The sequence below is a fragment of the Pedobacter sp. P26 genome, assembly GCF_050632135.1.
Taxonomy (GTDB): Bacteria; Bacteroidota; Bacteroidia; order Sphingobacteriales; family Sphingobacteriaceae; genus Pedobacter.
The window spans coordinates 4,564,523-4,577,167 of the sequence record NZ_CP192574.1; the positions used below are offsets into that span (position 1 = coordinate 4,564,523).

13 protein-coding genes and 1 tRNA gene are annotated in these 12,645 nt (G+C 35.4%); 6 read left to right on the forward strand and 8 right to left on the reverse strand.

Annotated features, from left to right (window positions below; all coding sequences use genetic code 11):
- Positions 1–16 precede the first annotated feature (16 nt).
- The 4 genes from ACQ86H_RS21160 to rpsU form a co-directional block, all read right to left on the reverse strand.
- A tRNA-Thr gene (locus ACQ86H_RS21160) sits at positions 17–89 on the reverse strand.
- 688 nt (positions 90–777) lie between these two features.
- Positions 778–1,125, reverse strand: coding sequence for a ribosome hibernation-promoting factor, HPF/YfiA family (gene hpf, locus ACQ86H_RS21165; protein ID WP_025143266.1), 348 nt, complete (start codon positions 1,123–1,125; stop codon positions 778–780).
- Between the two features lie 14 nt (positions 1,126–1,139).
- Positions 1,140–2,021: a tyrosine-type recombinase/integrase gene (locus tag ACQ86H_RS21170; protein WP_431292381.1), complete on the reverse strand. Its 882-nt coding sequence runs from the start codon at positions 2,019–2,021 to the stop codon at positions 1,140–1,142.
- A gap of 163 nt (positions 2,022–2,184) precedes the next feature.
- Positions 2,185–2,379, reverse strand: a complete 195-nt coding sequence (gene rpsU / locus ACQ86H_RS21175) for a 30S ribosomal protein S21 (protein ID WP_086549247.1) — start codon at positions 2,377–2,379, stop codon at positions 2,185–2,187.
- 165 nt (positions 2,380–2,544) lie between these two features.
- On the opposite strand from rpsU, the gene ACQ86H_RS21180 reads away from it, so the two are divergent.
- The gene (locus tag ACQ86H_RS21180) at positions 2,545–2,931 is read left to right on the forward strand and encodes a hypothetical protein (protein ID WP_138820625.1); all 387 of its coding nucleotides are present in this window, start codon (positions 2,545–2,547) and stop codon (positions 2,929–2,931) included.
- Between the two features lie 89 nt (positions 2,932–3,020).
- On the opposite strand, the gene ACQ86H_RS21185 is transcribed toward ACQ86H_RS21180, so the two are convergent.
- The 4 genes from ACQ86H_RS21185 to ACQ86H_RS21200 form a co-directional block, all read right to left on the reverse strand.
- Entirely contained in the window at positions 3,021–3,194 is a 174-nt protein-coding gene (locus tag ACQ86H_RS21185) for a DUF6496 domain-containing protein (RefSeq protein ID WP_431292382.1), read from the reverse strand.
- A 310-nt stretch (positions 3,195–3,504) separates the two neighbouring features.
- Complete coding sequence (locus ACQ86H_RS21190) at positions 3,505–4,659, reverse strand: acyl-CoA dehydrogenase family protein (RefSeq protein WP_138820624.1); 1,155 nt, start codon at positions 4,657–4,659, stop codon at positions 3,505–3,507.
- A 1,488-nt stretch (positions 4,660–6,147) separates the two neighbouring features.
- Positions 6,148–6,543, reverse strand: a complete 396-nt coding sequence (locus tag ACQ86H_RS21195) for a ComEA family DNA-binding protein (protein WP_431292383.1) — start codon at positions 6,541–6,543, stop codon at positions 6,148–6,150.
- On the reverse strand, positions 6,540–7,046 hold the full coding sequence (locus ACQ86H_RS21200) for a ComEA family DNA-binding protein (RefSeq protein ID WP_431292384.1): 507 nt from the start codon (positions 7,044–7,046) through the stop codon (positions 6,540–6,542). Before ACQ86H_RS21200 ends, ACQ86H_RS21195 begins: the two co-directional genes overlap by 4 nt.
- A gap of 94 nt (positions 7,047–7,140) precedes the next feature.
- On the opposite strand from ACQ86H_RS21200, the gene ACQ86H_RS21205 reads away from it, so the two are divergent.
- From ACQ86H_RS21205 to ACQ86H_RS21225, 5 genes are all read left to right on the forward strand, one after another.
- Entirely contained in the window at positions 7,141–8,892 is a 1,752-nt protein-coding gene (locus ACQ86H_RS21205) for a lysophospholipid acyltransferase family protein (RefSeq protein ID WP_138820622.1), read from the forward strand.
- 338 nt (positions 8,893–9,230) lie between these two features.
- Complete coding sequence (locus ACQ86H_RS21210; protein WP_431292385.1) at positions 9,231–10,037, forward strand: lysophospholipid acyltransferase family protein; 807 nt, start codon at positions 9,231–9,233, stop codon at positions 10,035–10,037.
- Between the two features lie 126 nt (positions 10,038–10,163).
- A complete protein-coding gene (locus tag ACQ86H_RS21215) occupies positions 10,164–11,372 on the forward strand; it encodes a hypothetical protein (RefSeq protein WP_431292386.1) in 1,209 nt (402 codons plus the stop codon).
- A gap of 364 nt (positions 11,373–11,736) precedes the next feature.
- Positions 11,737–12,024, forward strand: coding sequence for a hypothetical protein (locus tag ACQ86H_RS21220; protein ID WP_431292387.1), 288 nt, complete (start codon positions 11,737–11,739; stop codon positions 12,022–12,024).
- A gap of 209 nt (positions 12,025–12,233) precedes the next feature.
- The gene (locus tag ACQ86H_RS21225; protein ID WP_431292388.1) at positions 12,234–12,539 is read left to right on the forward strand and encodes a hypothetical protein; all 306 of its coding nucleotides are present in this window, start codon (positions 12,234–12,236) and stop codon (positions 12,537–12,539) included.
- Positions 12,540–12,645: the final 106 nt, after the last annotated feature.

Consider the following 12,645-nt stretch of genomic DNA (forward strand, 5'->3'; position numbering starts at 1 on the left):
ACTTTAAAATAAAAAGAGCCTCCTATCGGAATCGAACCAATGACCTACTGATTACAAGTCAGTTGCTCTACCAGCTGAGCTAAGGAGGCTTTAAATTTTCTGCAATGATACGAAAAATCTTCATTTTTCATACTATTAACGTGTTTTTTAAAACTTTTATCTTTTTAAAGAACAACCCTTTTCTTCCTGATCTAACACCGTTTCCGAAAGGGAATGCAAATATACACACTTATATTTCAGTTCAAAATAAATTTGAAAAAAATAATGAAGTTATTTTTAGTTAGTGCTCATCATACACCTGAAGGAGCTTAATAATCAATCTCTTAAAATCGAATATTTTTTTTATGTTTATTGTCCTAATAAACATGATTACCACCTCTAATCACAATAATGAACAGAAAATAACAAATGCATGAATCTCAATAAAAGTTAAAATTTATATCTCGAGGTCTATTTTTTCACGGAGAATTGCTTAGAAAATTAAAATTGGTTTATAGAAATTGTACGAATAGCTTCCGATTTCTTTAAATTATTTGAAGAAACTAATATAAAAAAAGTCGTCATCTCGACTGAAGCGCAGCGAAACGGAGAGATCTAAATAAAAAGTATTCTAAAGATAGATCTCCCGGCTACGTTACACTCCGCCCGAGATGACGCCGCCGAAGGGAATTATCTTTCAATTTTCATCGATTGACGGTAACCTGGGAAGTTATCACCAAAACAAAAAGGCGGTACATTTAACTGTACCGCCCCTTTGCATTATATTTTTGTGCTTTACTAATAATCAGCGGCTTCGCTCTCACTTAAAATTGCTTTATGCTCACTTAATTTTGCACGTGTTTTATCTTTATGTTTTGTAATCTGCTTTCTTAACGATTCGATTGCCAGATCTGTGGCTTCTTCAAATGATTTACATTGTTCTTTAGCGAAGAGGGTACCTCCTGGTACAATCAGTTTTATCTCACTAATTTTATTAGCCTCGTCCTCTACGTTCTCTAACTTTAAATACACTTCTCCGCTAATGATCTGGTCAAAAAACTGATCAAGCTTGTTTGCTTTCTTCTGTATAAAATCTAACAACTTACTGTCTGCACTGAAGTGGATTGATTGAACTCCGATTTTCATTTTTCCTCCTTTTTTTACGCCTTTGGATGGGCTTGTTTATAAATTGTTTTTAATCTTTCGATCGAATTGTGGGTGTAAACCTGGGTTGCTGCTAAACTGGCATGGCCCAAAAGTTCTTTAATCGCATTTAAATCTGCTCCTGCATTTAACAGGCTAGTGGCATAACTATGCCGCAACACGTGGGGACTTTTCTTTTCATTGGTTGATACATGGTTTAGGTATGAGGTAACAATACGGTATATTAATTTCGGATATGCCGCTGCACCTGTATTGGTAACGATTAATATAAGCAAATTGTTATTAAAGTTTTGCAACTTTTTTAGGTCAATGTAGGTATTTATCTGATTGATAAGCTGTTTATTCACAGGAATAATTCTTTCCTTACTCCTTTTACCCAGCACCCTTATCGTTCCTGAATAAATATCAATATCAGTCTCTTTTAATTGCAACAGTTCAGCTAAACGGATACCCGTTCCAAAAAGCAGTTCAATAACCAAATGATCGCGAACAGAAGGAAAACTTTCATCGAAATATTGCTGCGAATCCAGTAAATGATCCATTTTCTGTGCATCTATAAATACAGGCAGCCTTTTAGGTATTTTTGGCGCTTTGATTAAAACAGCAGGATTTTGATCAATCGCTCCGGTTCTATGTAAAAATTTATAAAAGCTTCGTATAGCAGATATTTTTCTGTTAATGGTATTTTCCGAATTTTCCGTTTCCATTAGCTCAACCAGGTAATTGCGCAGGTGAGCATGTTTAACTTCAGGGAAATCCAGTTCTAATGCCTTAGTAAATACTTCAAACTGATCTAAATCTACCTGATAAGAGGTAATGGTATGTGGAGAATAGCGCTTCTCGTGAGTTAAATAGGTGATAAAACTTTTTAGCAACATTCAATATCTTTTTGCGGGGCATTGATATGAAGTTACAAATAGTTTTGATATAAAGAAATCATTAACTAATCGTTTATTGAAATGTTTTTGATTTCCTTTTAAAAAAGAAAAGTCCTCCCAATTTAACATCGGAAGGACTTTACTGTATTTATATCTTAAACAACTATGCAGTTGTATCCTGATTCATATTCTGAATGTAAACAGCATGTTTAATTTCAGTACGGCGGGCAACGGATTTTTTCTCGTATGCCTGGCGACTACGTAGTTCTCTCAATACACCAGTTTTTTCAAACTTTTTCTTGAAACGTTTAAGGGCTTTATCTAATGATTCGCCGTCTTTAATGTTGATAATGATCATAACGCTGAAATACCTCCTCTCGTGGTTTTTAAATTTTCCCGTGTTATCGGGGCTGCAAATGTAAGCAAAATATTGAAAACGAGAAAGATTTATAAAAAGAAATTTTATTTAAATCATTAGTTGAACTTATGTGTTGTTTAGCTACATTTATATATATAATCATATATGACAACAGGCAAAAAAGTAGGTTCAATTATCGCAGTTATAGTTGTTATCACATTAATCGCAATTTGTTACTACCGTTATTTCTTTGTTTTTGGTGAAGGTGTTAAAGCTGGGGAGTTAAACTATGTAGTAAAAAAAGGCTATATATTTAAAACATACGAGGGCAAATTAATTCAAAGCGGAATAAAATCCCGGCAAACAGGAACGCTGCAGAACAACGAATTCGAATTTTCTATCGCTAACCAGGAAATTGCTGAAAAAATGATGGCCAACAGTGGTAAGTTTTTCGAATTACACTACAAAGAATATAAACATTCCCTACCATGGCGGGGATTTAGCGTTTATGTGGTCGACAGCATTTTAACTTCGAAAGATATACCGCAATAAGCTCAGAGCGAAAAATCCATAGATTAAAGCTCTGAGAAGATAGTTTTAGGCACCAAACCTATTTGCTTTGGTCTTTAGTCTTTAAGCTTTTAACCTTTTTTAGGTACCTTCGCTCCTGCTTTTTTGGCTTCGGATAATCCGATAGCAATTGCCTGCTTTTTGGAAATCACTTTTTTACCTGATCCGCTCTTAAGCTTACCTGCTTTCATTTCGTGCATGGTTTTTTCTACTTTCTCACCAGCTTTTTCTGAATACTTTGCCATATTTTTAGTTCATTAGTTAGTATCTCTAATCGATTAATTGTTTAAATCCGTTAATTGACGCCAAACGCCAAACTCCCCACTCCAAACCCAACTAGTATTTAGTATTTAGTATTTAGTATTTAGTATTTAGTAAAAACACCGGCAACTGAAAGTTGGTTTTCAAAATTTTAAAACAAAAAAAATCCGGAAGTGGTTAAATCATCCGGATTACTCATAATATATTTGGTTTGTTGTATATAAGGTTGAAGGCGTAAGGCTTAGGGTATAAGGTTCAACAAATATAGCCCTAAACCTTCTACCTTAAAACCTTCTACCTTGATAATATTTCTCTGGCAATAACTATCTTTTGTATTTCAGAAGTGCCCTCGCCTATTGTACACAACTTACTATCGCGATAAAATTTCTCAACCGGAAAGTCTTTGGTATAACCATAACCCCCAAATATTTGAACCGCTTCGGTTGCTACTCTTACCGAGACCTCTGAGGCAAAATATTTCGCCATGGCCGATTCTTTTGTCATAGGCAAATGCCTGTTCTTTAAATCTGCTGCCTGGCGGATCAACAATTCGGCTGCTTCAATCTCTGTAGCCATGTCAGCCAGTTTAAAACTAATGGCCTGAAAGCTGGAGATGGGCTGACCAAACTGCTGCCGCTGTTTTGAATAAGCTACCGCTGCATCAAAAGCACCTTTCGCAATACCTAAAGCCAGTGCCGCAATAGAAATCCTTCCGCCATCTAACACTTTCATCGCCTGTTTAAAACCTTCGCCAACATTACCCAATAAATTAGCTTTCGGTACGCGGCAATTATCAAAAATCATTTCTGTGGTTTCTGATGCCCGCATACCTAGTTTATTTTCTTTTTTCCCAGCAGTAAAACCAGGTGTACCGCGTTCTACTACAATGGCCGAAATCCCTTTCGAGCTCCCCTGCTCCCCTGTTCTTACCATCACAACCGCAATATCTCCGCTTTTGCCATGGGTAATCCAGTTTTTTGCGCCGTTTATAATGTAATCTTCACCATCTTCAACGGCAGTAGTCATCATCCTTAAGGCATCCGAACCTGTGTTTGCTTCGGTTAAACCCCAGGCACCAATCCATTCGGCAGTAGCCAGCTTCGGCAACCATTTTTGCTTCTGCTCTTCGGTTGCAAAGGCCAAAATATGACCAGTACATAAAGAGTTGTGTGCGGCTAATGATAAGCCGATTGAACCGCAAACCCGGGCTACTTCCACAATCACATCAACATATTCCTGGTAGCCCAATCCAGAGCCTCCATACTCTTCGGGAACCAAAACGCCCATTAAGCCTGATTCTCCAAGTTGTTTAAACAATTCGACCGGAAAATGCTGTGCCTCATCCCATTCCATTATATTTGGACGAATATTTTTCTCTGCAAAATCGCGGACCATAGCCTTTACACTTTGCTGAGTTTCTGTTTCTGAAAAATCGAAGCTTACGCTCATTAAATTTATATTTTAAGTTAGTTCGGGGGCAATTATAATCAATTATTTCATAGTTAGTTACCATTAAATATTCGTGCAATTACAGAATGAAATGGTATTCGGTTCAATTAGTTTATCGGTTAATTTTAAACCTTGAAATTAACGAAGAAAGTTTTTTTTATTTTTCCTACAACTATAGCCGAATAAGTTAGTTATATGGAGTTTTTGACGAATATAGATGAAATTGAAGGAATGATAACAGATGTATACATTCTCTTTTTCGCAACATATTTGTTGAAAATGGATTCGTTTTAAACCTTACAAGCAATTAACTCCTATAACTAACCTGGAAAAGGAAATGTATATTTTTTAACCGGGTTATCTTTTTTGGAAATCAGGTACAGAAGTATTTGGCACTATTCAGCCCTGCTCTCCACTTTACTTCGTTGCATTCCGTGTTCGTTCCGATCAGGTTTAGGTGGCACGGGCCGACACTATGATTTCGGGTTTAAATGTACTGTTCTTCCATAATTAAACCTGATTGGAACGAACATAAATCCCGGTTTAAGCACTTGTTTTTACTTTTATTGTGTGCTTACTTGTTTCACAGGTTTTTAATCGGGTGAGTAATTGTAAAGCAGGGCTTTCGAAACCGATTAGCACAATCATTGCTTTCCAAATCGCATTTAAAATTTAAGCTTTTAAGAGCATGTTTAAAATAAAATTTATTTCATATGTCAGTCTGAGCGTAGTCGAAGACCATTTCAACGCATTAATAAAGCAATCGACTACGCGCGGCTAAATGGAGAAATCTTTGAACTACGTTAAAAGATTTTGCTTTGCAGAGCCTTCGGGTTCTCCACTGCGGTCGAAATGACGCTCCTTGTATATCTGTTATCAGCTCTCCGATGTATTTGAAAAATTCTCACCTCTACCATTGACAGACTCCAAAAAAGGTCGTCATTGCGAGTAACCATCAGGTCTGTGGCCTGAAAAATAGGAATGAAGTCCTATATACGGCTTCTAACGTATTAGGTTTAAGATTTTGCATCCTGCAAAACTCATTGAGCTAAGATGTCTAAGGTGGTCGTAAAAATTAAAGACTACGCAGTTTAATTAACCACCTTAGACACCTAAGAACATCTAATTCATTAAATAATCCTTTAGGCTTTCAAACCATATAAGAACATGTAAGCTTATATGGTCCTTAGATGTCTTATATGGTCAAAAAACAACACTAAATATCAGTTGTTTAAATAAAGGTCATTATAAGGATGAACGACAAAGCAATCTATCATGCTTGTGTCCTTGCTATAAAGATTGCTTCCCCGAAAATCGAGGCAGGCTGTCGGCTGAAAAAGCCTTCCCGAAATGACGATCCTTTGGGAAGATTTATTTCCATTAAATTTTACTGGCATTTATATTGAATTTATACACTAAATTATCCCTCAGCGTGACAGCAAAAGGCCATTTATTTTTGTTATAAAAATTTAAACAGGCGCTAAGTTTCTAAAAAGAAATATAAGGGGTAATTTTATCTATAACCTGCTGGTTTAAAATGATGATCTTTTTTAAATCGGATGGGTTAGCATAATTACCATGCTGCTTACGGTATTGAATAATGGCATTGATCTGTTTGAAAGAAAGGTATGGATTGCGCTTTAAATCGTTAAAAGTTGCTGTATTTATATTTATTGTTTTTAATGGAGTATTGCTGATTTCAATCTGATCTTTAATTTCGGCATACTTACCGGAATCTAAACCATAAACTTCAAGAAGTTGTTCTTTTTTGTAAAAGCCGCCTAAACGTTCACGGTATTTAATAATTCTAAGGGCAAAAGTTCCGCCAATACCTTTAATACCATCCAATTGTGTCGAGTCTGCTTTGTTGATATCAACAATCACAACAGCTTTTTTAGCATATTCCTTTTTTCAAAAGATACATAATTCCTTGAGGCATTGATGGGCTGATCAGGTATGTTAACATAAGGCAATATCTTTTTATACATTTCTGGCGAAATGGTATACATTTTCTGAAGATCTTCGGCTTTGTAAAACTTACCGCCCTTAGTGGTATAATTTATAATTGATTGCGCTTGTTTTGCCGACAGACCTAAAGTTTGCCAACCTTCTGCATCTAAACTGTTAGGATTGAACTTAAAAAGTTTAACTGTTTTCCGAGGGCTAGAATCTTCAATCCGATCGCGAATAGTATTGGCATATGCCTGATCTGTTATGGTTATCTTCTGAATTTGTGCTAAAAGATTTGGATCATCGTTCGAAATTGGCTGGTAGTAGCCATATATAATTGGAATAACCCTGATTACAACAATAATAGAGACGAGAAACAACAATCCGTTGAATTCACTTTTGCTGACACCAAAATTTTTGTTGAACCAAATTCTCATTGATGCGATATGACATGTGGATTATAAATATAAATCTTATTTTTGGGATTGCAAAACAGAATAGGTTTTGCCTATCAACAATCTAAGAATTTATATGAAGATCATAACTACATCTGAGTTTGCGAAAGCAACAAAGATAGATAAGCTAGGTGTACCAGGTTTGGCAGGTTTGATGATGGAGATCATGAAACTGAACGACATTAACGACGTATTTGCTCAAAATCAACATTTTAAAGGCTTAGAATTTGTAGACAAGATATTAGAAACCATTGGCGTTTCTATAGAATTTGATGATGATGATTTAAATTGTATTCCTAAAACAGGCCCTTTTATCGCAATCGCAAATCACCCTTATGGTGGTGTAGAAGGTTTGGCTTTAGTTAAACTATTGTGTACGGTTAGGCCCGATGCAAAGGTAATGGTAAATTTCATTTTGAAAAAAATACCAAACCTTGATGAATTTTTTGTTGCTGTAAATCCTTTCGAAAATGTGCAGCATTCTTCAAGTATCAGTGGATTAAAAACTACTTTTGATTTACTTAGAAATGGAACGCCAATTGGTATTTTCCCTGCAGGAGAAGTTTCTACCTTTAAATTAGATGCTCAGCAGGTAACCGACAGGATGTGGCATCCTGTTGTTGGAAAACTGATTGCCAAAGCAAAAGTACCTGTTGTACCTATTTATTTTCATGGTAATAACGGTGTTTTCTTTAACATTTTGAGTTTCATACACCCTACCCTGCGTACAGCAAAACTACCTTCGGAGTTTTTAAATAAACATGGGCGCACCATTAAGGTACGGATTGGTAAACCAATAGCCGTATCTGAAATTTCGCACATGAACAGCAGCAATAAACTGATGGACTTTTTAAGAGCCCGTACGTATGCGCTTGGTATTGGTTTAGACACAGAGAAAAAACTCTTTAACCCGTTAAACTTATTTAAAATTAAAAAGAAACCTGCTGAGGTAATTGAAGAAACTTCGAGGCTCTTAATTAAAAATGAGGTAGCGCTTCTGGAAGATTTCAGGGTTTGGACGGAGAAAAATTACGAGGTATATATTGTTCCGACTTTAAAAATCCCGAATATTTTAAGGGAAATTGGCCGTTTACGAGAAATTACTTTCCGTGAAGTAGGTGAAGGTACCAACAAAAAAATCGATCTCGACAACTACGATATCTACTATAACCATTTATTTATATGGGATAAAGATTTAGAAAATATTGTAGGTGCTTACCGGATAGGTAAAGGTGATGAAATTTTAGAGAGCATGGGCCGCCGTGGTTTCTACCTTTCTGAACTTTTTAAAATGAAAGATCAGTTTTACCCCATGTTGAAGCAGGGTATCGAGTTGGGCAGATCGTGGATCAGGAAAGAATACCAGGGTAAGCCGCTACCACTGTTCCTGCTTTGGAAAGGAATTCTAAAATACCTGATCGATAACCCACAGTACCGTTATATGTTCGGTCCGGTAAGTATCAGCAACAATTTCTCAAAATTCAGTAAGGCCCTAATTGTAGATTATATTACCAAAAACCATTTCGATTATGAGATGGCTAAATATGTTAAACCCCGGAACAAATTCAAAGCCGATTTATTGCCTATTTCTACCGATACCCTGGTTGATAGCAGCGAGTCTTTTAAAGATTTAGACAGTATTATCGGAGACATTGAAAACTCGCATATCAAGATCCCGGTATTGCTAAGACAATATATGAACCTGAATGCAAAAATTATATCATTTAATATCGATCCTAAATTTTCTGATTGTTTAGATGGCTTCTTAGTGGTAGATACACATAATATTCCACCTGAAATGCTCGAAAAACTCGGCAAAAATCTATAAATTAATTCAATAAAAAAACCCAGACATCCATCTGGGTTTTTTATTATCAACTAACCTAAACTTTATAAATACTAACCAAATATTTATGCCACAAAAGTAGGTTTACCTTGTTAAATTGGTGTTAATGAAATATTATTTATAAAATTTCATTCCTTACAATTTCTTAATCGATTAATACGCAGTTGTTCATATTATTCCATTATCTTTAGGTACTCTGTATGAGCTATGATAAACATTCTTCTTTGTGAGAACCGAATGTTTCCCACCCTTATATTTAACTCAATAAAAAATCATTTATCAAATTGCTTCCCTAATGGAATCAATTTTGAACTTTCATTATGACAGTCATTTCTAAAGAGAATTTTTCAAAGGCAACAGGCATTTGTAATATTCCAATTCCTGGTCTTGCTTCCTTCTTAATGAAGTTCTTAAAGATTAACGACTTCAACGGAATTATTAGAGATGCCAATACCTTAGAAGGAGAAAAATTTGCCAATCATATCCTGGAGGTTCTGGGGGTTACTATTCAGATCAGTGATGAGGATTTAGCCCATATTCCAAAAGAAGGCGCATTCATTGCGATTGCAAACCATCCCTACGGCGCCATAGAATCATTGGCATTATTAAGCATACTTGCCAATCACCGACCTGATACGATGTTCATGGGGAATTTTCTGTTAAAGAAAATCCCAAATCTGGAGAAATGTATTATCGCGGTAAATCCTTTCGAAAAAGTTCAGGATTCATCAAGTATTAGCGGATTAAAAACAACTTTAAAAGTTTTAAAAGCTGGTAGTCCGGTTGCTATTTTTCCGGCAGGCGAAGTTTCTTCTTATAAATTCAGAAAAAATCAGATTACAGACCGTGAATGGCATCCCGTGGTTGGAAAAATCATCTCCAAGGCCAATGTACCGATACTACCGGTGTATTTTCATGGCAATAACGGCATCTTTTTTAGCCTGCTGAAGTTTATACATCCTTCATTACAAACAGCAAAGCTGATTTCAGAGTTATTCAACAAAAATGGTCATCGGTTAAAAATCAGTATTGGCAAACCCATCCATTTGAAAGAAATAGACTGTAAAGATTGTAATACCTCACTTTTAAACCATTTAAGAAAGGGACTTTATGCCCTAAAAAAGTAACCTGGTCCGAATTCATAAAAACCCAATGTTAATTTCCCGTTAAACGCTATCTCATTATTCACATAAAGAAATTGTTGCTTTTGTGTTAATAATAAGTAAATTTAATGTAACCAAATATAAAGCGGTTTGAAAAGAGGGATTTACAAATATGTTTTGAGTACCATTATGTTCTTTTGCCTGATGATGAATACCGTCATCTCGAAGGGACAGCACTATTCTTTCGATTTTTATGATGGAACTTTTAACTTTAGTGTAGATTCTTCAGTCGTTTTTCCTATACCTAAAACAGCTACTACATCAGCTGTTTCAAACTTTTACAGCCGCATCTCATCTGGTCAGTATGCGCCCCTTATTTCCTCTTTAGAAAAATACCAGAAAAAATATCATTTAAACGACTGGATTTATTATCAACTGATCCGTAAGACGGCCGAACAGATTAGTCCGAAAGCAGATAATTATTTTGGCTATACTTTATACAAATGGTTTTTACTGAGTAAATGCGGTTACGATGCAAGGTTAGCCGTAGGTAATGATCAGGTTATATTTTATGTAAGAAATGAAGAGGATATCAGCGATATTCCGTTTTTTATGGTTGACAATAAAAAGTTTATGTGCCTTAATTACCATGATTATGGTAAACTGTTTAAACAGGCCAATGCTTACAAGCCCGTTAAAATTTCAATTCCGGAGGGTAAAAATCCGTTCTCTTATAAGGTTACCAGAATGCCCGATTTTAAACCAGAAAGTTACCAGGAGAAGGATATCGAATTTAGTTACCGTCAAAAAATTCATCATTTTAAGTTAAAAGTTAATGAAGATGTACAAACCATTTTTAAAAATTATCCAGTAGTGGATTTTGAGAGTTATTTTAATATTCCTTTAAGCCGGGAAACATACAGCTCTCTTATTCCCACCTTAAAAGAAAACCTAAAAGGCATGGATCAGAAAAAAGGTGTTGATTACCTGATGAGATTTACCCGTTATGGTTTTTTATATGAAGATGACGATGAAAACTTTGGTAAGGAAAAACGTTTTTCGCCTGAACAAACATTATTAAGTACCTACAGCGATTGCGATGACCGGGCTGCATTATTTTTCTATCTGGTAAAGGAAATATATAACCTGCCGATGATTGCCTTGTTATACCCTAAACATTTAACTATTGCCGTACAGTTTGAAAAACCAGTTGGCGAACCCGTTACTTATAAAGGCAGAAAATATTCGTATTGTGAACCTACACCTCAGTCACAAAACTTAAAAATCGGGCAACTTTCTTCAAATTTTAAGAACAGTAAATATGAAGTGGTTTATGCCTACGAGCCTATAAAACGCTAAAGATTTAGCACCTATTTAAATTTTTATAGCAAATATTACTCAGCATTTTGCTGTCACGCTGAGCGTAATGGATTGCTTTTATCAATGTGTTGAAAATGGTCCTCGACTACGCTCAGACTGACATACGAGATAATTTTATTCAATTTTTAAACAGGCGATAAGTATTCAGCACCTTAATTAAAAGTTAATTTAATGTTAATGAAATGTTATCTTATCAACAACAGATTGATTCATGAGCTATTTAAGGTAATTTAGACCTTTATATTTGAGTTAAATCTAAAACCTTGTCTATGTCTGCTGTTATCTATACTGTTATAAAAGAATTTTTGTTGAGGTAAACGGCCACGCCATAAAGGCTAGAATTATGTCGCCTATTAACGACGACAAAATTTTCGTTTTCAAAATCAGTTCATTTTACAAAAGCAAAACTGATGCTGACGCCTATGAACCGGCATCTACATTTACTTCTTACGCAAATGCTGAGCGGCATTTACTACAATACCTCGAAGGGTTTCAGAATACACTGGATCTGGGTGGCGAAATCGCGCCGGGAAATACTTTTAGCTATTTTCTTTATCGTCTTTCTCCGGGGGAAGTTCTGATTGGATTACCTCCTCCTCAAACGCTTCCTCATCCTTTTGGTTTCTTTTAATCAGGTAAGCAATTAAAATAACCACTAACACTGCAACGCCGATTACTATTGAGTAATTCATATTCGTTCGATTAAATGCTAACCTCTTAGATTTAACACAAGTTAGGAGAAATATTTTATATGTTAAGCAGCAAACTATCTGTTAACACAATGATAATACTAATTTAACTTTCCGATTCTCTATCTTTGGGAAAACCCATAAGTTTTAAATGAAAAAGAATAAATCTAAGTCGAAAAATCATTCGACAGGCAAAAAATTACGTAAAGAATTAGAGTCGAAATTAGCCCTTGTATTTAACGAACTTGTTATCCAATACGGCAAAGCCAAAAAAGCCGATAAAGTAATCGAAAAATTTGCAAAGCAATTGACTAAAAAAGTTACTTTCCATACTCAGGATGATTCTATAACGCCATATATCAAAGAAGAGCAGGTTACTCCTGCAACTCCGAAGGCTAAAACAGCTAAACCTATTGCAGAAAAGAAAGCAGTAAAAAAAGAGCCGATAGCGGAGTAAATTAAAATTTAGTTAACCGCATACGGTCATAAATCACCTTTTAGTGCATAACCAGTTTTAAATAAAAAAGCAGGATAATTTTCTAATGGAAATACCCTGCTTTTTA

Coding starts and splice junctions, on each gene's coding strand:
- ACQ86H_RS21180 (WP_138820625.1), top strand. CDS start 2,545: ATGACAACAGGCAAAAAAGTAGGTTCAATTATCGCAGTTATAGTTGTT.
- hpf (WP_025143266.1), bottom strand. CDS start 1,125: ATGAAAATCGGAGTTCAATCAATCCACTTCAGTGCAGACAGTAAGTTG.
- ACQ86H_RS21205 (WP_138820622.1), top strand. CDS start 7,141: ATGAAGATCATAACTACATCTGAGTTTGCGAAAGCAACAAAGATAGAT.
- ACQ86H_RS21170 (WP_431292381.1), bottom strand. CDS start 2,021: ATGTTGCTAAAAAGTTTTATCACCTATTTAACTCACGAGAAGCGCTAT.
- ACQ86H_RS21200 (WP_431292384.1), bottom strand. CDS start 7,046: ATGAGAATTTGGTTCAACAAAAATTTTGGTGTCAGCAAAAGTGAATTC.
- ACQ86H_RS21190 (WP_138820624.1), bottom strand. CDS start 4,659: ATGAGCGTAAGCTTCGATTTTTCAGAAACAGAAACTCAGCAAAGTGTA.
- ACQ86H_RS21220 (WP_431292387.1), top strand. CDS start 11,737: ATGTCGCCTATTAACGACGACAAAATTTTCGTTTTCAAAATCAGTTCA.
- ACQ86H_RS21210 (WP_431292385.1), top strand. CDS start 9,231: ATGACAGTCATTTCTAAAGAGAATTTTTCAAAGGCAACAGGCATTTGT.
- ACQ86H_RS21225 (WP_431292388.1), top strand. CDS start 12,234: ATGAAAAAGAATAAATCTAAGTCGAAAAATCATTCGACAGGCAAAAAA.
- rpsU (WP_086549247.1), bottom strand. CDS start 2,379: ATGATCATTATCAACATTAAAGACGGCGAATCATTAGATAAAGCCCTT.
- ACQ86H_RS21185 (WP_431292382.1), bottom strand. CDS start 3,194: ATGGCAAAGTATTCAGAAAAAGCTGGTGAGAAAGTAGAAAAAACCATG.